Source organism: Streptomyces sp. NPDC107581 (genome assembly GCF_055657175.1).
Genome location: NZ_JBVKBH010000003.1, coordinates 311,898 through 331,580, shown reverse-complemented (window position 1 = coordinate 331,580; position 19,683 = coordinate 311,898). Strand labels below are relative to the sequence as shown.

19 protein-coding genes are annotated in these 19,683 nt (G+C 70.8%); 9 read left to right on the top strand and 10 right to left on the bottom strand.

The window, feature by feature from the left end; genetic code table 11:
- The first annotated feature begins 18 nt into the window (after positions 1-18).
- The 3 genes from ACZ7P3_RS08220 to ACZ7P3_RS08210 are packed head-to-tail and all read left to right on the top strand — an operon-like array spanning position 19 to position 2,791.
- Positions 19-867, top strand: a complete 849-nt coding sequence (locus tag ACZ7P3_RS08220) for an isoprenyl transferase (RefSeq protein ID WP_472080311.1) — start codon at positions 19-21, stop codon at positions 865-867.
- 40 nt (positions 868-907) lie between these two features.
- Positions 908-2,233: a histidine-type phosphatase gene (locus tag ACZ7P3_RS08215; RefSeq protein ID WP_472079866.1), complete on the top strand. Its 1,326-nt coding sequence runs from the start codon at positions 908-910 to the stop codon at positions 2,231-2,233.
- Between the two features lie 24 nt (positions 2,234-2,257).
- A complete protein-coding gene (locus tag ACZ7P3_RS08210) occupies positions 2,258-2,791 on the top strand; it encodes a YcxB family protein (protein WP_472079864.1) in 534 nt (177 codons plus the stop codon).
- A 3-nt stretch (positions 2,792-2,794) separates the two neighbouring features.
- On the opposite strand, the gene ACZ7P3_RS08205 is transcribed toward ACZ7P3_RS08210, so the two are convergent.
- The 4 genes from ACZ7P3_RS08205 to ACZ7P3_RS08190 form a co-directional block, all read right to left on the bottom strand.
- Complete coding sequence (locus ACZ7P3_RS08205; RefSeq protein WP_472079862.1) at positions 2,795-3,211, bottom strand: Fur family transcriptional regulator; 417 nt, start codon at positions 3,209-3,211, stop codon at positions 2,795-2,797.
- A gap of 61 nt (positions 3,212-3,272) precedes the next feature.
- Positions 3,273-4,175 carry a metal ABC transporter permease gene (locus ACZ7P3_RS08200; protein ID WP_472079860.1) on the bottom strand — a complete coding sequence of 301 codons (903 nt, stop codon included), beginning with the start codon at positions 4,173-4,175 and terminating at the stop codon, positions 3,273-3,275.
- The gene (locus tag ACZ7P3_RS08195) at positions 4,175-4,942 is read right to left on the bottom strand and encodes a metal ABC transporter ATP-binding protein (RefSeq protein WP_472080310.1); all 768 of its coding nucleotides are present in this window, start codon (positions 4,940-4,942) and stop codon (positions 4,175-4,177) included. Before ACZ7P3_RS08195 ends, ACZ7P3_RS08200 begins: the two co-directional genes overlap by 1 nt.
- A 20-nt stretch (positions 4,943-4,962) precedes the next feature.
- A complete protein-coding gene (locus tag ACZ7P3_RS08190) occupies positions 4,963-5,922 on the bottom strand; it encodes a metal ABC transporter substrate-binding protein (RefSeq protein WP_472079858.1) in 960 nt (319 codons plus the stop codon).
- Between the two features lie 162 nt (positions 5,923-6,084).
- Here ACZ7P3_RS08190 and ACZ7P3_RS08185 point away from each other — a divergent pair, with 162 nt between their 5' ends.
- Positions 6,085-7,467: a glycine--tRNA ligase gene (locus ACZ7P3_RS08185; RefSeq protein ID WP_472079856.1), complete on the top strand. Its 1,383-nt coding sequence runs from the start codon at positions 6,085-6,087 to the stop codon at positions 7,465-7,467.
- 393 nt (positions 7,468-7,860) lie between these two features.
- Here the strand turns inward: ACZ7P3_RS08185 and ACZ7P3_RS08180 are convergent, their stop codons facing one another.
- Positions 7,861-8,913 (bottom strand): chitinase, encoded by a 1,053-nt coding sequence (locus ACZ7P3_RS08180; RefSeq protein ID WP_472079854.1) that lies wholly within the window; start codon positions 8,911-8,913, stop codon positions 7,861-7,863.
- Between the two features lie 200 nt (positions 8,914-9,113).
- On the opposite strand from ACZ7P3_RS08180, the gene ACZ7P3_RS08175 reads away from it, so the two are divergent.
- Together ACZ7P3_RS08175 and ACZ7P3_RS08170 are read left to right on the top strand one after the other, a co-directional pair.
- On the top strand, positions 9,114-10,130 hold the full coding sequence (locus tag ACZ7P3_RS08175; protein ID WP_472079852.1) for an aldo/keto reductase: 1,017 nt from the start codon (positions 9,114-9,116) through the stop codon (positions 10,128-10,130).
- Between the two features lie 20 nt (positions 10,131-10,150).
- Entirely contained in the window at positions 10,151-10,741 is a 591-nt protein-coding gene (locus ACZ7P3_RS08170) for a TetR/AcrR family transcriptional regulator (protein ID WP_472079850.1), read from the top strand.
- On the opposite strand, the gene ACZ7P3_RS08165 is transcribed toward ACZ7P3_RS08170, so the two are convergent.
- The 3 genes from ACZ7P3_RS08165 to ACZ7P3_RS08155 all read right to left on the bottom strand — a co-directional run bounded on the left by ACZ7P3_RS08165 (position 10,728) and on the right by ACZ7P3_RS08155 (position 13,045).
- Complete coding sequence (locus tag ACZ7P3_RS08165) at positions 10,728-11,126, bottom strand: hypothetical protein (RefSeq protein WP_472079848.1); 399 nt, start codon at positions 11,124-11,126, stop codon at positions 10,728-10,730. The genes ACZ7P3_RS08170 and ACZ7P3_RS08165 overlap by 14 nt on opposite strands.
- A 164-nt stretch (positions 11,127-11,290) precedes the next feature.
- On the bottom strand, positions 11,291-11,515 hold the full coding sequence (locus ACZ7P3_RS08160) for a hypothetical protein (protein ID WP_472079846.1): 225 nt from the start codon (positions 11,513-11,515) through the stop codon (positions 11,291-11,293).
- A gap of 102 nt (positions 11,516-11,617) precedes the next feature.
- Entirely contained in the window at positions 11,618-13,045 is a 1,428-nt protein-coding gene (locus ACZ7P3_RS08155; protein WP_472079844.1) for an MFS transporter, read from the bottom strand.
- Between the two features lie 102 nt (positions 13,046-13,147).
- On the opposite strand from ACZ7P3_RS08155, the gene ACZ7P3_RS08150 reads away from it, so the two are divergent.
- Positions 13,148-14,044: a helix-turn-helix transcriptional regulator gene (locus ACZ7P3_RS08150; protein WP_472079842.1), complete on the top strand. Its 897-nt coding sequence runs from the start codon at positions 13,148-13,150 to the stop codon at positions 14,042-14,044.
- Between the two features lie 254 nt (positions 14,045-14,298).
- Here ACZ7P3_RS08150 and ACZ7P3_RS08145 read toward each other — a convergent pair whose 3' ends face one another.
- Entirely contained in the window at positions 14,299-15,741 is a 1,443-nt protein-coding gene (locus tag ACZ7P3_RS08145; RefSeq protein WP_472079840.1) for an MFS transporter, read from the bottom strand.
- 137 nt (positions 15,742-15,878) lie between these two features.
- Here ACZ7P3_RS08145 and ACZ7P3_RS08140 point away from each other — a divergent pair, with 137 nt between their 5' ends.
- Both ACZ7P3_RS08140 and dusB read left to right on the top strand, forming a co-directional pair.
- Positions 15,879-16,052 (top strand): MmyB family transcriptional regulator, encoded by a 174-nt coding sequence (locus tag ACZ7P3_RS08140; RefSeq protein ID WP_472079838.1) that lies wholly within the window; start codon positions 15,879-15,881, stop codon positions 16,050-16,052.
- Between the two features lie 50 nt (positions 16,053-16,102).
- Positions 16,103-17,260 (top strand): tRNA dihydrouridine synthase DusB, encoded by a 1,158-nt coding sequence (gene dusB, locus ACZ7P3_RS08135; RefSeq protein WP_472079836.1) that lies wholly within the window; start codon positions 16,103-16,105, stop codon positions 17,258-17,260.
- A gap of 440 nt (positions 17,261-17,700) precedes the next feature.
- Here dusB and ACZ7P3_RS08130 read toward each other — a convergent pair whose 3' ends face one another.
- On the bottom strand, positions 17,701-19,317 hold the full coding sequence (locus ACZ7P3_RS08130; protein ID WP_472080309.1) for a sulfatase-like hydrolase/transferase: 1,617 nt from the start codon (positions 19,315-19,317) through the stop codon (positions 17,701-17,703).
- Positions 19,318-19,683: the final 366 nt, after the last annotated feature.

The following is a 19,683-nucleotide window of genomic DNA, read 5'->3' as shown; positions in this document are numbered from 1 at the left end:
AAGGGAGACGAGAAGCACATGGTCGTTCGCGGGATCCTGGGGCGCCAGCGGCGCGAGTACAAGGCGCCGGAGCCGCACCCGTCCGGTGCCCGTTCGCCCAAGCTCCCCGGCGAGCTGGTTCCGAACCACGTGGCGATCGTCATGGACGGCAACGGCCGCTGGGCCAAGGAGCGCGGGCTGCCGCGCACGGAGGGCCACAAGGTCGGCGCCGAGCGCGTGCTCGACGTGCTCCAGGGCTCCATCGAGATCGGCGTCCGCAACATCTCCCTGTACGCCTTCTCCACCGAGAACTGGAAGCGCTCGCCCGACGAGGTCCGCTTCCTGATGAACTTCAACCGCGACTTCATCCGCAAGACCCGCGACCAGCTCGACGCCCTCGGCATCCGGGTGCGCTGGGTGGGCCGCATGCCCAAGCTGTGGAAGTCGGTCGCCAAGGAGCTCCAGGTCGCCCAGGAGCAGACCAAGGGCAACGACCTGCTCACCCTCTACTTCTGCATGAACTACGGCGGCCGGGCCGAGATCGCCGACGCCGCCCAGGCGCTGGCCGAGGACGTGAAGGCGGGTCGCCTCGACCCGTCGAAGGTCAACGAGAAGACCCTCGCGAAGTACCTGTACTACCCGGACATGCCGGACGTCGACCTGTTCCTGCGCCCCAGCGGCGAGCAGCGCACCTCCAACTACCTGCTCTGGCAGAGCGCGTACGCCGAGATGGTCTTCCAGGACGTGCTCTGGCCCGACTTCGACCGCCGTGACCTGTGGCGGGCGTGCATCGAGTTCGCCTCCCGCGACCGGCGCTTCGGCGGGGCGATCCCGAACGAGGAACTCCTCACCATGGAGGCCGACATCAGGGGCGAGTCCACCTCGTAGCAACCGGTGGTTCACGCGGGCCGCCGAGGATGCGGGACTCATGAGACGTCTTCCACCGGTCCTCGCCCTCGGCGCCCTGCTGCTCACCGCGCTGCCGGCGCACGCCGCCGACGGTCCCGCGCACCGGGACTCCTACGGCACCAAGGCGCCCTACGCGCCCGAGCAGAGCCCCCGCACCTACCAGCGGCCCCCCGCCGGCTACACCCCCGTCTTCACGGAGAACGTCTCCCGGCACGGCTCCCGCTCCGCCACCGACGGCGAGGACGGCGACCTGATCCTCGCCCTGTGGGACAAGGCACAGGCCGAGGGTCAACTCACCCGCAGGGGGCAGGAGTTCGGGCCGACGGTCCGCGCCCTGCAGGCCGCCATGGCGCAGGTCGGGTACGGCAACCTCAGCGGCCGCGGCAGGCAGGAGCTGAAGGACACGGCCGTGCGCCTGGAACAGCGGTTGCCGTCGCTGTTCGGGAGGATCGCCGCGGACAGCGAGAAGATCGACGTGGTCAGCTCCGGGCAGGGCCGGGCCGTCGACAGCGGCACCGAGTTCACGGGCGCCCTCGCCGACGCCGATCCGGCGCTGAAGCCGCTGATCGGCCCGGCCCGCACCGACAAGGACCTGCTGTACTTCCACAAGGCGGCGGGCGGCGCGGCCTACCGCGACTACATCGCCAACGACCAGCGTCTCGCGAGCACGCTGAAGTCGATCACGGACCAGCCCCGGACGCACCGGGCCGCCCGCAGCGTGCTGCGCAAGCTCTTCAAGGACGCCTTCGTCGACCGCATCGCCGACCAGGTCCCCGCCGCCCAGGCCGTCTACAACCTGTACGCCATCGCCCCCGCCATGAGCGAGGAGAGCCCCGGGGGCGGGGGCTGGGGCATGGAGCGGTACATCTCCCGTTCCGACGCCGCCTGGTTCGGGTACCTGAGCGACGTCGAGGACTTCTACGAGAAGGGTCCCGGCTTCGCCGACAGCGACATCACCTACAAGATGGCGGGCGTCCTGCTCGACGACTTCTTCAAGCAGGCCGAGGCGAAGCGCGACGGCACCAGTGACCTCGGCGCCGAACTGCGCTTCACCCACGCCGAGGAGATCATTCCGCTGGCGGCGCTGATGGGACTGCCGGGCAGCACCGAACCGGCCACCGCGCAGCAGCCGTACACCTACGCCGACAACCCCTGGCGCGGCGCGGACGTGGCCCCGCTCGGCTCCAACATCCAGTGGGACGTCTACGAGAAGAACGGCCGCTACCTGGTCCGGATGCTCTACAACGAGAAGGAGACGGCCTTCAGGGCCGGCTGCCACCCGATCGCCAAGGGCAGCAAGTTCTACGACCTCGACGAGCTGGAGCGCTGCTTCGGGCGTGGCTGAAAGCTGCCGGTACGATCTCGCCTCATGGTCATGGACATGGGGCGGGACGCCGAACAGGGCGCGGTCGAGCTGGCGTACGAGCCGGTCGCGGGGGATTACGCAGGGGCACTGCGGGAACGCAAGCGGTTCAACCGGGCGGGGCGGGTCCAGAAGGCGGCCCTCGTCCTGCTGGCCCTCGCCTGGGCGCTGAGCCTCGGGATCGCGGTGTCCGGAGGAGACGTCGACTGGTTCATGCTGGTCTACATGCCTCTGGTCGGGGCACTGCTGTTCTGCCTGCCCCGCTTGCAGGCCCGCCAGCTCATGAAGGTCGCCGCCCGCAACGGGGTGTACCGCGTGACCGTCACGGACGCCGGGCTGACGATGGCCACCGACAACAGCACGGCGTCGGTCAACTGGACCGCCCAGCCCCGCTTCCGCGAGACCAAGGACGCCTTCCTCACCTTCAGCGACGACAAGAACGCCACCTGCTTCACCGTGCTGCCCAAGCGCGGCCTGCGGAACCCCGCCGACGCGGACCGGCTGCGGGAGGTCCTCCAGCGCAACCTGACCCGGGCCTGAGCGTCAGTTCCCGGCGGTGGCGCACTCCGCGCACGTACCGAAGATCTCCACGGTGTGCGCCACGTTGACGAAGCCGTGCTCCGCGGCGATGGCCTCGGCCCACTTCTCCACCGCCGGACCCTCGACCTCCACCGCCTTGCCGCAGCTGCGGCAGACCAGGTGGTGGTGGTGTTCGCCGGTGGAGCAGCGGCGGTAGACGGACTCGCCCTCGGAGGTGCGCAGGACGTCGACCTCGCCGGCGTCGGCGAGGGACTGGAGGGTGCGGTAGACCGTGGTCAGGCCGACCGAGTCGCCCTTGTGCTTGAGCATGTCGTGCAGTTCCTGCGCGCTGCGGAACTCGTCGACCTCGTCCAGGGCCGCCGCCACGGCGGCACGCTGCCGGGTGGCGCGGCCCTTCACGGGCGGTCCAGCGGTCGTCACGGGTTGACTCCTCACGTCTCGCGTCTGCCCGGGCCATTGTGCCAGTCCGGCCCGTGCGCGGTCAGACGCCGATCTCGTCCGCGGCTTCCCGCGTGGCCGGGATCGAGCACTCCGCCGGGTCGCCCGCGGGCTGTGCCGCGGCCGCCGCGCGGGCGCGTCGGCGGGCCAGCGGAGTCGCCAGGACGGTGAGGACGACGAACGCGCCGATGGTCAGCAGGACGATCGTCGCGCCCGGCGGAACGTCCTGGTAGAACGAGGTGACCGTGCCGCCGATCGACACGGTCACACCGATCGCGACGGCGATCGCGAAGGTCGCGGCGAAGCTGCGGGTGAGCTGCTGCGCGGCGGCGACGGGCACGACCATGAGCGCGGAGATCAGGATCAGACCGACCACCCGCATGGCGACGGTCACCGTGACCGCCGCGGTGACCGCGACGAGCAGGTTCAGGGCGCGCACGGGCAGTCCGAGGACCCTGGCGAACTCCTCGTCCTGACTGACCGCGAACAGCTGGCGGCGCAGGCCCAGGGTGACGGCGACCACGAAGGCCGACAGGATCATGATGGCGGTGACGTCCGACGGGGCCACCGTCGACAGCGAGCCGAACAGGTACGACATGAGGTTCGCGTTGGAGCCGCCCGGCGCGATGTTGACGAACATCACGCCGCCGGCCATACCGCCGTAGAAGAGCATCGCGAGGGCGATGTCGCCGCGCGTCCTGCCGTACCAGCGGATCAGTTCCATCAGCACCGAGCCGAGCGCGGAGACGGCCGTGGCCATCCACACCGGCGAGGCGTGCAGCAGGAAGCCCAGGCCGACGCCGGTCATCGCCACGTGCCCGATGCCGTCGCCCATCAGGGGCTGGCGGCGCTGGACCAGGTAGATCCCGATCGCGGGCGCGGTGATGCCGACCAGGACGGCCGCGATGAGCGCCCGCTGCATGAAGGCGTAGTTCAGGAGGTCCATCAGCTCAGCAGTCCCGTGCGGATCGGTTCGGCGCCCGCGGGTGCGTGCGGGTGTACGTGGTCATGGCCGGGCAGCGCATGCTGGCCGACCGCCTGCGGGGGCGGGCCGTCGTGCACCACACAGCCGTCGCGCAGTACGACCGCGCGATCGATCAGCGGCTCCAGCGGGCCCAGTTCGTGGAGCACGAGCAGGACCGTCGTACCGGCCGCGACCTGCTCGCGGAGAGTGCGGGCGAGCACCTCCTGGCTGGCCAGGTCGACGCCCGCCATCGGCTCGTCCATGATCAGCAGCTCGGGTTCGGCGACCAGGGCGCGGGCGATCAGCACCCGCTGGTGCTGGCCGCCGGAGAGCGCGGTCACCGAGTCCTTGGCCCGGTCCGCCATGCCGACCAGCTCCAGGGCGTGCCGGACGGCCTCGCGGTCCGCCCTGCGGAAGAGGCCGAAGCGGGTGCGGGCCAGGCGGCCCGAGGAGACCAGCTCGGTCACGGTGGTGGGGACCCCGCCCGCGGCCGAGGTGCGCTGGGGTACGTATCCCACGCGCGCCCAGTCCCTGAAGGCGCGGCGCGGGGTGCCGAACAGCTCGATCGTGCCGCCGTTCACCGGTACCTGGCCGATGATGCTGCGCACGGCCGTCGACTTGCCGGAACCGTTCGCGCCGAGCAGCGCGACGACCTCGCCGCCGCGCACGGTGAGGTCGATGCCGCGCAGGACCGGGCGCGAGCCGAGTTCCGCGCTCACCGCGCGCATGGCTATGACGGGCTCGCCCATGGTGTCGTCCTCCGTGCCGGTCACTTGGCCCCCAGTGCCTGCTGGAGCGCCTTGAGATTGGCCTCCTGGACCGAGAAGTAGTCCTTGCCCCGGGACTTCGGCGTGATGCCCTCGAGCGGGTCGAGGACGTCCGTCTTCAGACCCGAGTCGCCCGCGATCGTCTTCGCGGTCTTGTCGCTGACCAGCGTCTCGTAGAAGACGGTGGTGACGCCGTCGGCCTTGGCCAGGTTCTCCAGGTCCTTCACGCGCGCGGCGCTGGGCTCGGACTCGGGGTCGAGGCCGTTGATCGCCTCCTCGGTGAGGCCGTAGCGCTCGGCGAGGTAGCCGAAGGCGGCGTGCGTGGTGATGAAGACCTTGGTCCTGGTGTCCGCGAGGCCGTCCTTGAACTGCGTGTTCAGGCCGTCCAGCTTCTTCACCAGGGCCGCGGTGTTCTTCCGGTAGTCGGCCGCGTGGTCCGGGTCGGCCTTCTCGAAGGCCTTGCCGACGCCCTCGGCGACCTGGGCGTAGCGCACCGGGTCGAGCCAGATGTGCGGGTCCTTGCCGCCGGGCTCCTCGCCCTGGTGCTCGTCGTGCGCGGCCGCGTGGCCGCCGACCTCGTTGCCGTGCTCCTCCAGCGTGGTCAGGGAGGCCGCGTCGATCTTCGTCCTGACCGGGGACTGGGCCACCGCGTCGTCGACGGAGGGCTGGAGGTGCTTCAGGTACAGGACCGCGTCGGAGTTCTGCAGCCCGGCGATCTGCTGCGGGCTGATCTCCAGGTCGTGCGGCTCCTGGCCGGGGGAGGTGAGCGTGGTGACGTGGACGTGGCTGCCGCCGATCTGCTCGGCGAGGTAGGCCAGCGGATAGAACGATGCGACGACGTCGAACTTGCTGGTGTTGGCCGCCGCGGCGGAGTCACTGGAACAGGCGGTGAGGGAGCCGAGCCCGAGGGCGGTGACCGCGGTGGCAGCGGCCACGGGTATGAGGCGTCGTCGTACGTTCATGACAGTCATTTTCAACAAAAATGGAAACCGTTGTCAACAAGGCTGGTGAGAGCCGCGGAACAGGGGGGCCGATTTGGTCGTGGGGGAGCCTGCGCCGGTAACCTGAATCATTCGCTGGAAGCATCTCGCTTCAACGCCCGTCGACGTAATGAAGAGAGCACCGTGGCCGCCGACAAGATCGACACCATCGTCAGCCTGAGCAAGCGCCGTGGCTTCGTTTTCCCCTGCAGTGAGATCTACGGCGGTCAGCGCGCCGCCTGGGACTACGGACCGCTGGGTGTCGAGCTCAAGGAGAACATCAAGCGTCAGTGGTGGCGCTACATGGTGACGTCGCGCGAGGACGTCGTCGGTATCGACTCGTCCGTCATCCTGGCCTCCGAGGTCTGGGTCGCCTCCGGTCACGTCGCCACCTTCACGGACCCGCTGACCGAGTGCACCGCGTGTCACAAGCGGTTCCGTGCCGACCACCTGGAAGAGGCCTACGAGGAGAAGAAGGGCCGCGCCCCGGAGAACGGCCTGGCCGACATCAACTGCCCGAACTGCGGCAACAAGGGCCAGTTCACCGAGCCCAAGCAGTTCTCGGGTCTGCTCTCCACCCACCTCGGCCCGACCCAGGACTCCGGCTCCGTCGCCTACCTGCGCCCCGAGACCGCCCAGGGCATCTTCACCAACTTCGCCCAGGTGCAGACCACCTCGCGCCGCAAGCCGCCGTTCGGCATCGCGCAGATGGGCAAGTCCTTCCGCAACGAGATCACGCCCGGCAACTTCATCTTCCGCACCCGCGAGTTCGAGCAGATGGAGATGGAGTTCTTCGTCAAGCCGGGCGAGGACGAGAAGTGGCAGGAGTACTGGATGGAGCAGCGCTGGAACTGGTACACCGGCCTGGGTCTCCGCGAGGAGAACATGCGCTGGTACGACCACCCGCAGGAGAAGCTCTCCCACTACTCCAAGCGCACCGCCGACATCGAGTACCGCTTCCAGTTCGGCGGCAGCGAGTGGGGTGAGCTGGAAGGTGTCGCCAACCGCACCGACTACGACCTCGGCGCCCACTCCAAGGCCTCCGGCCAGGACCTCTCCTACTTCGACCAGGAGGCCGGCGAGCGCTGGACGCCGTACGTCATCGAGCCCGCGGCCGGTGTCGGCCGCACCATGCTGGCCTTCCTGCTCGACGCGTACGTCGAGGACGAGGCGCCGAACGCCAAGGGCAAGATGGAGAAGCGGACGGTGCTGCGCCTGGACCACCGCCTGGCCCCGGTGAAGGTCGCGGTGCTGCCGCTGTCCCGCAACCCCGAGCTGTCCCCGAAGGCCAAGGGGCTCGCCCAGGCGCTGCGCCAGAACTGGAACATCGAGTTCGACGACGCCGGTGCCATCGGCCGTCGTTACCGTCGCCAGGACGAGATCGGTACGCCGTACTGCGTGACCGTCGACTTCGACACGCTCGAGGACAACGCCGTCACCGTCCGTGAGCGGGACTCGATGAAGCAGGAGCGGGTGTCGCTGGACCAGATCGAGGGGTACCTGGCCAGCCGCCTGCTGGGCTGCTGAGGTCCGCTGCGGCCGCAGTCCGGGGGCTCCGCCCCCGGACCCCCGGTCTCTTTCGCCCACCCTCCCACCCGACTCGGTCGGCCGGAGGGTGGGCGTTTTGGTTGTAGGCCCGGGCCCGTCCTGCGGTCCAGGTCCGTCCCCGGTTCGGCTCGGTCGGCCGGTGGGTGGGCGTTTTGGTTACAGGTCCGGGTCCACGTGGAGTGCCGCGTGGCCGCAGGCCTCGTCGAGCTTCGACGTCACCGTGTCGAAGGCTGAAGGTGGCGATCCCGTCGGAGCCGGTCGGCCGGGCCGGTCGGCCGGCCGGGTCACTTCGCCGGTGACGTCGCCGGTCAACTGGCCGGTTCCCGCCGGAAGTCGGTCCCCCGCGGGGGCCGGCCGGCGCAGGGGCGGTGTTCAGCGGCCCTGAAGTGCCTTCACGTTGTCGCCGAAGGTCCAGTTCTTCGAGCCGTCCCAGTTGAGCGACCAGGTCATCAGCCCCTTGAGCGAGCTGCCGTAGTGCTTCCAGGCCTGGGAGACGAGGGACGGTGACATGTAGCCGCCGCCCGCGCCCGGTTGGGCGGGCAGGCCCGGTACCTGCTTGTCGTACGGCACCCTGATCGTCGTGCCCTGCACCACCAGGCCCTTGTCGAGGCAGTCGGTCTGTGCGGTGAAGCCCTGCACCGTGCCGGCCGAGTAGGAGTCGCCGGAGCAGCCGTACATGCTGCCGTTGTAGTACTGCATGTTCAGCCACCACAGCCGGCCGTTGTCCGCGTACTTCTTGATGACGGGCAGGTAGGCGCCCCAGATCGAGCCGTAGGTGATGCTGCCGCCGGTGACGTACGCGGTCTCCGGGGCCATCGTCAGGCCGAAGCCGGACGGCATCTGGGCGAGGATGCCGTCGATGATGCGGATCAGGTTGGCCTGGGACGTGGACAGCTGGGCGATGTTGCCGCTGTTGGTGAGGCCGGTCTCGATGTCGATGTCGATGCCGTCGAAGTTGTACTTCTTCAGGATCGGGACGATGGTCGCCACGAACCGGTCGGCCACGGCGGCGGAGTTCAGGTCGATGCCGGCCGAGGCACCGCCGATGGAGAGCAGGATCGTCCGGCCGGACGCCTTGGCCGCGCACATCTCGGCGGGCGTGGCCACCTTCACGCCGCTGTCCATGCCGTCCTCCCACAGGGCCGTGCCGTCCGAGCGGATGACCGGGAAGGCCGCGTTGATCACGTTGTAGCCGTGTGCGGGGATGCGGGAGTCGGTGATCGGGGTCCAGCCGAAGGGCGGGTGGACGCCGTTGGCGGAGCCGTCCCAGTTCTCCCAGTAGCCCTGGAGGACCTTGCCGGCCGGCCGTGACTTCACGGCGCAGGTGTCGGCGGCGGATGCGGTGGGGGCGGTGGCGATCGCGAGCGGGGCGAGAACGGCCGTGGTGAGTGCGGCCGTGAGCAGGCGCAGGGTGCGGCGGAGCATGCGGAGCCTCCCGGTGGGGGTGCGGTGAGGTGTCGTAGGCATGACAGTGCGGTTCCATGACAGTGCATGTGGTCCAGACCTCTCGTCAATAGGTCTGGACCAAGTCGTCACGAGGGGGCGTGGTGGTGAGCGTGAGGGGGGTGACAAGTATGGAATGACAGATATTGAAATCTGTCAGCTGTCATGGCAGAGTGAAGGACATGACGATGCACACCCGAACCCTCGGAACCACCGGCCCCCAGGTCTCCGCCCTCGGCCTCGGCTGCATGGGCATGTCCGCGCTGTACGGCGACGCCGACCGCGCCGAGTCCATCGCGACCGTCCACGCCGCCCTGGAGGCCGGCGTGACCCTGCTGGACACCGGCGACTTCTACGCCATGGGCCACAACGAGATGCTGCTCGGCGAGGCCCTGCGCACCGCGCCCGCCACCCGCCGCGAACAGGCGCTGGTCAGCGTGAAGTTCGGCGCCCTGCGCGACCCCGACGGCGGCTGGAGCGGCTACGACGGCCGCCCCGCCGCCGTGAAGAACTTCGCCGCCTACTCCCTGCAGCGCCTCGGCGTCGACCACATCGACGTCTACCGGATCGCCCGCCTCGACCCGGACGTACCGGTCGAGGAGACCGTCGGCGCCATCGCCGAACTGATCGAGAAGGGGTACGTACGGCACATCGGCCTGAGCGAGGTCGGCGCCGAGACCGTCCGCCGGGCCGCCGCCACGGCGCCCATCGCCGACCTCCAGATCGAGTACTCGCTCATCTCCCGCGGCATCGAGCAGGCCATCCTGCCGACCACCCGGGAGCTGGGCATCTCCATCACCGCGTACGGCGTCCTCTCGCGTGGCCTGATCTCCGGGCACTTCGCCCGCGACCGGCAGCTCGCCGCGAACGACTTCCGCGCCCACTCGCCCCGCTTCCAGGGCGACAACCTCCAGCGCAACCTCGACCTCGTCGACGCGCTCCGCAAGATCGCCGAGGAGAAGGGCGCCAGCGTCGCGCAGACCGCCATCGCCTGGGTGCTCTCCCGCGGCGAGGACATCGTCCCGCTCGTCGGTGCGCGCACCCGCGAGCGGCTGGGCGAGTCGCTGGGCGCGCTGGACGTGACCCTGGACGCGGCCGACCTGGCGGCGATCGAGGAGGCCGTACCGGCCGACGCCGCGGCCGGCGACCGCTACCCGACCGCGCAGATGGCACACCTCGACAGCGAGCGCCGATCATGACGCCGGGTACGGTCTAGGGCATGGCACCGCCCACCGAGACCCTGACCGCCGAGCGCATCCTCGCAGCGACCGAGGAGGTGCTGCGCCGCCACGGCCCGGCCAAGGCCACCGTGGTCGACGTGGCCCGCGCGCTCGGCGTCAGCCACGGCAGCGTCTACCGGCACTTCCGCACCAAGGCGGTGCTGCGCGAGGCGGTGACCAAGCGGTGGCTGGACCGGACGTCGGACAGGCTCGCCGTCATCGTCACCGGGGACGGCACTCCCGAGCAGCGGCTGCGGGACTGGCTCGCGGCCCTGTTCGAGGCCAAGCGGCACAAGGCCGGCGACGACCCCGAGCTGTTCGCCACCTACACGGTGCTCACCGACGAGAACGTCACGGCGGTCGGCGAGCACATCGCCGACCTGACCGCGCAACTGACCCGGATCATCGGGGCGGGAGCCGGGGCGGGCACCTTCACCGTGCCCGACCCGGCCGCCGCGGCCCGGGCCGTCTTCCAGGCCACCGGCCGCTTCCACGACCCCTGCTACGCCCGGGAGTGGCAGCAGCCCGGCATCCAGGAGGAGTTCGAGGCGGTCGTGGACCTGCTGGTGCGCGGGCTCAGTTCACCTTGACCGTCACCGTGGGCGAGTAGACCTTTCCGGACGAGTTCGCGCTCGCGATCCGCAGATGCTCGGTGCCCTTGGTGTTGAGCTTGCCGATCAGGGCGTACGTACTGCCCTTCTTGACCTTGGCGGTGGACCTCAGCGCGGTCCACTTGCCGGACTTCTCGTGCTGGAGCACCAGCGGGGTGCCGATCTTCAGACCCTTGGTGCGTCCGGCGAACACCACCTTGTCGCCGGCCTTCACCGACTTCTTGTCGGCCTTGACGGTGATCGAGGCGGCGCCCGGGCTCGGGCCGACGGCGAACGCTTGGGCCGTCCCGCCGGAGAGCAGCGCCACGGACAGGGCACCGGCGCCGAGCGCACGGAGGCAGTGGTGGCGGAGTACGGAGGTCATGTGGGTCTCCCGTCCTGTCGCTCGATGGACCTTCCCAGGCTGGCGCCCGGTCACGGCCGCGGCCACTCGAGGCAGCTCGCACGAGCCCCCTGAACCGACGGAAACCCCAGGTCGGCGCGGGTGAGCGGGCTTCGGACCGCGTACCGCGCGTGCCCCGTCCGCCCTCAGCGGGACGGCTGCCGGGTACCCGCCGGATCCACCGTCGCCTGATGGGCCTCGGCCAGATGCTCCTCGGCCTTCAGCCAGGGCAGGAACTGGGCCCCCTTGCGCCAGCCGCAGGTGTCGCATCTGATCGTGCGCTGCACGCCCTTGCGCTGCACCCGGACCACGTGCTCCCGGCCGTGCCCGTCCCAGCGGCTGACCTTGCTCGTGCTGTTGTCCTGCGGCATGACGCCTCCCCGCGTCCGGCACACCCGACCGCAAGGAGTGTGCAGCAGGACGAACATCAACGGGGGTCGTTCACGGCGTGTTGGCCAAGCCGTGCCCTCGGCTCAGCCGACCGAGCGGGGCAGCCGCAGGCTCAGCAGCCCGGTCAGGACGATCCCGGCCAGCTGCACCAGCAGCGTGATGACCAGCGCATTCCGCATGCCCTGGTGCGGGACGAGGGAGAGGAAGAGGGTGCCGAGGGTGGCCACGCCCAGGGTGAGCGCGGACTGCTGGGTGGTGACCATCACACCGCTGCCGACGCCCGCCCGGGCCGGCGGCACCTCGGACATCACGATCCGCATCAGATTGGGGAGCTGCAGCGCCTGTCCGGCCCCGGCGACGGCCGCGCCCGGCAGCAGCGAGCCGAAGCCCAGGTGCGGCCAGTCCCGCCAGGCGGCCAGGACGACCAGCAGGACGCCCACGCCCTGCAGCACGGACCCGACGGTGATCACCCGGGTGCCGTACCGGGCGATCAGCCGCGGTCCGGCGAGGGAGACGAAGAGGAACGCGACGGCCATCGGCGCCAGGGCGAGCCCCGCGGGCACCGGCCCGAGCCCGGCACCCCGCTGCAGCACCAGCGCGATCACGAACATGAACCCGCTGAAGCCGATCGAGAACGGCAGCATCAGCACCAGACCCCGCCGCAGCGACGCCACCGCGAACAGACTCGGCGGCACCAGCGGGGTCCGCCCCTGCCGGTCCGCCCGGCGCTCCACCGCGTAGAAGGCGCCCGCGACGAGCGGGAACGCGGCCAGCGACAGCCACGTCCACAGCGGCCAGCCCGCCGCGCGGCCCTCGGTGAGCGGGGCGAGCAGCGTCAGCAGGGACGCCGCGAGCAGCACCGTGCCGGGCCCGTCGACGGGCTCCGGGCGGTGCGAGCGGGTCTCCGGCACGAACCGCACGGCCAGCACCAGCCCCACCAGGACGACCGGCACATTGACGAGGAAGATCGCCCGCCAGCCGCTGCCGGCCAGATCGGCGGCGACCAGCACACCGCCCAGGATCTGCCCCGCCACCATGGACAGCCCGGCCGTCGCGCCGTACAGGCTCATGGCCCGGGCCCGGCGGGTGCCGCTCGTGGCGGCCTGGATGGTCGCGAGCACCTGCGGCAGCATGGCCGCGGCCGACGCGCCCTGCACGACCCTGGCCGCGACCAGGGTCCAGGCACTCGGGGCCAGGCCGCAGGCGAGCGAGGTCACCCCGAAGGCGGCCATACCGCCGAGGAACATCCGGCGGCGCCCGAACAGGTCCCCGAGCCGTCCGCCGAGCACGAGCAGCACGGCGTAGGCGACCCCGTACCCGGCCACGACCAGCTCCAGCACGGCCTCGCCCGCGGCGAGATCGGCACCGATGGTCGGCAGCGCGACATTGACGATGAAGAAGTCGACCAGCGGCAGCGCCGCGGCCAGCAGAACGGTGAACAGCCCCGGACCGCTCAGCACGGGCGCCGCCGCCGGGGCACGGACGGCAGGAGTCGTGACGATCTGTGTCATGCCCCCGAGCCTGCGCCCGCTCCCAGAGTGGTACCAGAGTGTCCTCATCCTGGTACAAGAACCACCTGGAAACAGGATCGGCGTGGCGGCATCCTGGAATGCATGACGACGACGGCCCAGGAGACCACAGCCCCGGTGACACGGGGCTCGGAGATCCGGCGGCACGAGCTGGCCGCCTTTCTGCGCAGCCGCCGCGAGCGGATCGCGCCCGAGCAGGTGGGTCTGGTGCGGGGCGTCCGGCGGCGCACACCGGGGCTGCGCCGCGAGGAGGTCGCCCAGCTCTCGGCGGTCGGCGTCACCTGGTACACCTGGCTCGAACAGGCCCGCGACATCCAGGTCTCCGTGCAGGTCCTGGACGCCCTCGCCCGCACGCTGATGCTGGACGCCAGCGAGCGCGCGCACCTCTTCCGGCTGGCCTCGGCCACCGATCCGACCCCCGCCGCGAGCTGCCACGGCATCACCCCGGCCCTGCGCGAGATGCTCCGCGCGCTGGAGCCGGTCCCGGCCTGCGTCCAGAACAGCCGGTACGACATCCTCGCCTACAACCGCACCTACGCCCTGCTCCTGGGCGATCTGGACGCGGTCCCGCCGGAGGACCGCAACTGCATGCTCCTCATGCACACCAACAGCGACTGGCGCGCGGCGGTCGTGCACCTGGACGACACGATGCGTCTGATGGCCGCCCGGCTGCGCGCCTCCATGGCCGGCCACCTGGGCGAGCCGGCCTGGAAGATGCTGCTCAAGCGGCTGAAGGCCGAGTCCCCGGAGTTCCGCGAGAACTGGGAACGCCATGAGGTCGTGGGCAGCCGCACCAAGATCAAGGAGTTCCGCAATCCGTACGTGGGGCACCTGACCCTGGAGCACACGGACCTGTGGCTGGGCCCGGAGGCAGGGGCGCGGATGGTCACGTACACCCCGGCGAACGACGAGACGCACCGGCGCCTGGAGAGGCTGCAGGAGCTGGCGCAGGTGAAGGCACGGGAGAGCCGGCCGGTCTGAGGACGCGTCCGGTGTGCCGTCGGCCGGCTGCGGAAGCACGGCGGTCGTGCCCGCGCCGGGGCCCGCGAGGCGCGGACGAGGGTACCGGTGACCGGGTTGCGGAGCCGGTGGTGGGCGGCGTCGCGGTCGTGCCGGGCGTGCCGGGCCGTGACGACCGGACGGGCGCGGTGGGCTCCGGCAGGGTCTGGTGGCGCGAGGCGCGACTGCCGCGCGTCAGGCAGCCGTCCACGCGCCGGACGGACGCCGGGCCGCGCTCAGGAGGCCCTCACGACCTCGCGCACCTCGGCCGACGAGAGGCTCTCCGCCGTACGTTCGGCAGTCCGGCGAGCCCACCGCCCGCTGGTCAGTGCCCCGAGGACCAGCACGGCCAGCCCGCACCCCGTGAGGATCCACCACCCGGGCCGGGCGGCCGACACGAACGCGTCCTTGTACGACGACGATCCCACCCCGGAGGCGAGCACGGCCCCCACGATCGCCACGCCCAGCGTCTGCCCCAACTGCCTGCTCGTGGAGGCGACGGCGGCCGCGACCCCGGCCTGCGCCCTCGGCATCCCCGACACCGCCGTGTTCGTGATCGGAGCGTTCACGAACCCGAAGCCGATGCCGAACAGCACATAGCCGGCGAACAGCGTGACGTTCGACGTCTCCGCCTCGAAGGCCGCGAACAGCACCGCGCTCGCGGTCATCGCGGTACCGGCCACCAGCAGCGGCAGCCGCGGCCCGCGGCTGCCCACCAGCCGCCCGGACAGCGGGGCGCACAGGAACGTCGGCACGGCCATCGGCAGCATCCACAGGCCCGCGTGCCGGGCGTCGAGACCGCGCACGTTCTGCAGGTACAGCGTGGACAGGAACAGGAAGCCGCCCAGCGCGGCGAAGGCACTGATCGCTATGACGGTCGCCCCGCTGAACGGCGCGGACCGGAAGAAGCGCAGGTCGATGAGGGGTTCGTCGCGCCGGGGCTCGTACCAGAGCAGGCCCAGCAGGGCGGCGCACGCCACCGCGGCGAAGGGAAGGACCGTGCCGGGCCCCGAGTCCGGCGCCTGGATGATCGCGTAGGTCAGCGAGCCGAACAGGGCGATCACCAGCACCTGGCCCACCGGGTCGGGCCTGCGGGCCTTGGGCGCGCGGGACTCGGGGACGAAGCGCAGGGTGAGCAGCAGGGCCGCGAGGCCGACCGGGAGGTTGATCCAGAAGATCGAACGCCAGCCGACCGAATCCACCAGCAGGCCGCCGACGAGTGGGCCGGCGGCCATGGAGATGCCGACCACCGCACCCCAGACGCCGATCGCGCGGGCCCGCTCGCGCGAGTCGGTGAAGGTGTTGGTGATGATCGACATCGCGACCGGGTTGAGCATCGAACCGCCCACCGCCTGGACCATGCGGAAGACGATCAGCAGATCCAGGCTGGGCGCCAGCGAGCACAGCAGCGAGCCGATCGAGAAGACGACCAGACCTGCCATGAAGACACGCTTGCGGCCGATCCGGTCGGCCGTCGAGCCGGCCAGCATCAGCAGCGAGGCCAGCACCAGCGTGTACGCGTCGATCGTCCACTGCAGACCGGAGGTGGTGGCGTGCAACTCGCGCTGCATCGAGGGCAGCGCGACGTTCAGCACGGTGTTGTCGAGGCTCACGATGAGCAGGCTCATGCAGCAGATCGCGAGTACGAGCATGCGTCGGCGGGGGCTCAGCTCGGGCATGCGTTCCATCCTAGGCCTATTTCAATAGTGCGTCTAACTAATGACTATTACATGGTCACGGCAATCGCAAACCCACCGCCCCGAGCCCCGCCAGCCCCGCCGCCTGCACCGCCGGCACCACCGCGAGGGCGTCCCGCATGTCCCCGCGCGTCAAGCGCTACCGGCACCCGGCGGTCGGCCTCATCCGGCTGGAGCACCGCACCATGTGGCCGGCCCCGCAGGCACCGGCCCACCGGGTGGTCGCCCACGTCCCCGCCGACGAGGACGGCGAGGAGCGGCTGGAGCGGCTGGCGGAGCTGCCCGAGAGGTGAGGGACAATGGTTCCTTGCCTCCTGTCGTACATCCGCCCCGGAGTCCTGTGATGACCCAGCCGCTCTCCATCGGCCCGCACGCCGTGGTGCCGCCCGTCGTGCTCGCCCCCATGGCGGGGATCACCAACGCGCCCTTCCGCACCCTGTGCCGGGAGTTCAGCGGGGGCAAGGGCCTGTTCGTCAGCGAGATGATCACGACCCGTGCGCTGGTCGAGCGCAACGAGAAGACCATGCAGCTGATCCACTTCGACGCGACGGAGACGCCGCGTTCGATCCAGCTGTACGGCGTCGACCCGGCGACCGTCGGCAAGGCCGTCCGCATGATCGCGGAGGAGGACCTGGCCGACCACATCGACCTGAACTTCGGCTGCCCGGTCCCGAAGGTCACGCGGAAGGGCGGCGGCTCGGCCCTCCCGTACAAGCGGAACCTGCTGCGCGCGATCCTGCGCGAGGCGGTCTCCGGCGCCGGTGACCTCCCGGTGACGATGAAGATGCGCAAGGGCATCGACGACGACCACATCACCTACCTGGACGCCGGCCGCATCGCCGTCGAGGAGGGCGTCACGGCGATCGCGCTGCACGGCCGTACGGCCGCCCAGCACTACGGCGGCACCGCCGACTGGGACGCCATCGCCCGCCTCAAGGAGCATGTGCCGGAGATCCCCGTGCTCGGCAACGGCGACATCTGGTCGGCCGAGGACGCGCTGCGGATGGTGCGGGAGACCGGCTGCGACGGCGTGGTCGTGGGCCGCGGCTGCCTGGGGCGGCCATGGCTGTTCGCGGACCTGGTGGCGGCCTTCGAGGGGCGTGCGCAGGACGGTGCCGGAGGCGCCGGCGGACGCACCGCCTCGCCCACGCTGCGCGAGGTCGCCGACGTGATGGTCCGGCACGCCACCCTGCTCGGCGAATGGATCGGCGACGAGTCCCGCGGTGTCATCGACTTCCGCAAGCACGTCGCCTGGTACCTGAAGGGCTTCGCGGTCGGCTCCGAGATGCGCAAGCGGCTCGCGATCACGTCCTCGCTGGAGGAACTGCGGGCGGGGCTCGACGAACTGGACCTCGACCAGCCCTGGCCCACCGGTGCCGACGGGCCGCGCGGCCGTACGTCCGGCAACAACCGGGTGGTGCTGCCGGACGGCTGGCTGAAGGATCCCTACGACTGTGCGGGCGTCAGCGAGGACGCGGAGCTGGACACGTCCGGGGGCTGAGCCGTTTCCCGCCGGCCCAGCCGCCCACCCGACTCGGCCGGCCGGAAACCGCCCGCCACGGGGCTCCGCCCCGGACCCCACCGACGACGCCGCACACGGGGGTCCGCCCCGCATCCCGGCGGCTGATGCCGGACGCGAGGTCCGCCACGTTGCCCCGTCGGTGACGCCGGACGCGAGGTCTGCCACGTTGCCCCGCCGATGACGCCGATGACGCCGATGACGCCGATGACGCCGATGACGCCGATGACGCCGGACGCGAGGTTCGTCACGGCCCCGTCGGTGGCGCCGGACGTGGGGAGCTGGCCCGGTGCGTGGTGGTGGCGCCGGCCGTGGGGGGTCTGTGCCGGGCCCGGCCGGTGACGCCGAACGTGAGGGTCCGTCCCGGGGGCCGGTGGTGATGTCGGCGTTCGGGGCGGACCCTGGTGGTGGGGGTGGTCGGGTCAGCCCTTCTTCGGGTGCTTGGTGGATCCGTATGCCGTGAGGAATCGGTCGCGGAACGAACTCATCTTCCATACCGGTGCGTTGTGGGCGGGGCGCAGGCCGTCCGTCCAGCCCCATCCGGCGATCTTGTCGAGGACCTTCGGATCCTTCGCGACGATCGAGATCGGTACGTCACGGCTGGCGTGGTTGCCGCTGACACGGGCGATGGGCTGGTGGTCGCCGAGGAAGACGAGCACGGTGTTGTCCTTGCCGTAGCGCTCCAGCCACTGGGTCAGGGCGGTCACGGAGTACTGGATCGACTTGCCGTACTCCTGGCGGGACTTGGTGGTGTCGGCGATGACGTCGGTCGGCTTGTTGCCCGCCGCCTCGATGCCCTTGAAGACGGAGCCGTCCCCCAGCTGGTCCCAGCCGACCATCTTCGGAATGGGCGCCCACGGCTGGTGGCTCGACGTCAGGATCAGGAACGACATCAGATCCTTGCCGTCGGCGGGCTGCTTGCTGTGCACCCGCTGCTGGAACTGCTCCAGCGCATACTGGTCCGGCATCGTGGACCAGCTGAACTTCGGTCCCTTGTAGCCGAGTTGGAAGGCGTTGTAGACCTTGTCCAGGCCGTAGTACTTCTGCTCCGGCCAGCCCTTCTGCACGCCCGGCATGACGCCGACCGTGTCGAAGGCGCCGGTCTTCTTGAACGCGTCGGTCAGACTGAGGTGGTCGCTCGCCATGACGGTGCGGTAGCGCTGCTGGTTGCTGATCCACAGGCCCGACATCGTGGTGGAGTGGCCGAGCCAGCTGCTGCCGCCGTAGGTCGCCGAGGTCAGCCAGCCGCTCTTGGCGTGGTAGCCGGCCTTCGCCAGTGCCTCGGTGCGCTCAGCCAGGGTCTTGTCGACGCCGGGCGCCATGATCGGGTCCTCGATCGCGCTGCGGCCGTAGCTCTCGATGAACGTGAAGATCATGTCCTTGCCGCGCAGGTCGGGGACCAGCTGGCTGCCCGGGGTGTTCCCGAACGCGTCCACCTTGGCCACCTTCTGGAACTCCGCCTCGTCCCGCAGGGTGTTCCGCGCCTGCCGGACCTGCCATTTCAGCGCGGTGGCGGTGCGGTCGGAGGCGATGGGCACACCGAAGACCTGGAGGCCGAGGGAGGAGCAGGTGATCCAGACGACACCGGCGATCAGGGTGCCCCGGGTCGCCGTGCCGGGGTGCCGGGCCAGCAGGTTGCTCAGCCGGACGGTCGACAGCGCCAGCAGCACGAACAGCAGCAGGACCAGGGCGATCACACCGGCCGTCGCGGCGAGGGTGGCGGTGCGGCCGAGCGAGTCCTCCAGATACGACTGGGCGTCGCCGAGCAGGCTCCAGTCCAGAACGGGGTTGAAACCGCGGCCCAGATACTGGTTGAAGCCCATGTCGAGCAGGTTCAGCACGGTCAGCGCGGCCAGCGCGACCCCGGACACGGCAGCCAGCACGATCCGCGGCCGGCGCGGCAGCGCGAGCATCACGGCCGCCCCGATGACCCCCTCCGCGGGTATCCGCGTGAACTTCGACGGCCCCAGCCCGACGACCGTGTTGGGCAGCACGAGCGCGGCGACGACCAGGGCGGCGGCGAGCACGGTGACGGTCACGGAGAGGGCCTGGGCCGCGGCCGGATGGGCCTGCCGCCGACGGCTGACCCACGCCGACCAGGAGGTCCGGGGTGCCCGGAGGGTCCGGCTGCGCCGGCTGATGGGGCGGGAGACAGCGGGTGCGGCGGCCTCTCCGGCGTCGGGAGCGGAGGGTTGGCCCGAGGAGGGTGCGGGGATTTCGACGGCGTCCGGTGGGTCGGTCTTCTCGGCGGCGGCAGCGACGGCCTCGTCGGCGGTGACCTTGTCAGCGGTGGCCTCGGCGCTCTCCTCGGCGGTGGCCTTGCCAGCGGTGGCCTCGGCGCTCTCGTCGGCCACGCCGGCGTCGGCCTCGTCGGCCACACAGGCGTCGGCCTCGGCAGCCTCTCC

Bases quoted from the DNA above. Each gene is read 5' to 3' on its own strand.
- ACZ7P3_RS08190 (WP_472079858.1), bottom strand. From the start codon at position 5,922: ATGAACGTACGACGACGCCTCATACCCGTGGCCGCTGCCACCGCGGTC.
- ACZ7P3_RS08200 (WP_472079860.1), bottom strand. From the start codon at position 4,175: ATGGACCTCCTGAACTACGCCTTCATGCAGCGGGCGCTCATCGCGGCC.
- ACZ7P3_RS08145 (WP_472079840.1), bottom strand. From the start codon at position 15,741: ATGCCCGAGCTGAGCCCCCGCCGACGCATGCTCGTACTCGCGATCTGC.
- ACZ7P3_RS08155 (WP_472079844.1), bottom strand. From the start codon at position 13,045: ATGACACAGATCGTCACGACTCCTGCCGTCCGTGCCCCGGCGGCGGCG.
- ACZ7P3_RS08160 (WP_472079846.1), bottom strand. From the start codon at position 11,515: ATGCCGCAGGACAACAGCACGAGCAAGGTCAGCCGCTGGGACGGGCAC.
- ACZ7P3_RS08150 (WP_472079842.1), top strand. From the start codon at position 13,148: ATGACGACGACGGCCCAGGAGACCACAGCCCCGGTGACACGGGGCTCG.
- ACZ7P3_RS08170 (WP_472079850.1), top strand. From the start codon at position 10,151: ATGGCACCGCCCACCGAGACCCTGACCGCCGAGCGCATCCTCGCAGCG.
- ACZ7P3_RS08215 (WP_472079866.1), top strand. From the start codon at position 908: ATGAGACGTCTTCCACCGGTCCTCGCCCTCGGCGCCCTGCTGCTCACC.
- ACZ7P3_RS08165 (WP_472079848.1), bottom strand. From the start codon at position 11,126: ATGACCTCCGTACTCCGCCACCACTGCCTCCGTGCGCTCGGCGCCGGT.
- ACZ7P3_RS08210 (WP_472079864.1), top strand. From the start codon at position 2,258: ATGGTCATGGACATGGGGCGGGACGCCGAACAGGGCGCGGTCGAGCTG.
- ACZ7P3_RS08140 (WP_472079838.1), top strand. From the start codon at position 15,879: ATGTCCCCGCGCGTCAAGCGCTACCGGCACCCGGCGGTCGGCCTCATC.
- ACZ7P3_RS08175 (WP_472079852.1), top strand. From the start codon at position 9,114: ATGACGATGCACACCCGAACCCTCGGAACCACCGGCCCCCAGGTCTCC.
- ACZ7P3_RS08220 (WP_472080311.1), top strand. From the start codon at position 19: ATGGTCGTTCGCGGGATCCTGGGGCGCCAGCGGCGCGAGTACAAGGCG.
- ACZ7P3_RS08195 (WP_472080310.1), bottom strand. From the start codon at position 4,942: ATGGGCGAGCCCGTCATAGCCATGCGCGCGGTGAGCGCGGAACTCGGC.
- ACZ7P3_RS08180 (WP_472079854.1), bottom strand. From the start codon at position 8,913: ATGCTCCGCCGCACCCTGCGCCTGCTCACGGCCGCACTCACCACGGCC.
- dusB (WP_472079836.1), top strand. From the start codon at position 16,103: ATGACCCAGCCGCTCTCCATCGGCCCGCACGCCGTGGTGCCGCCCGTC.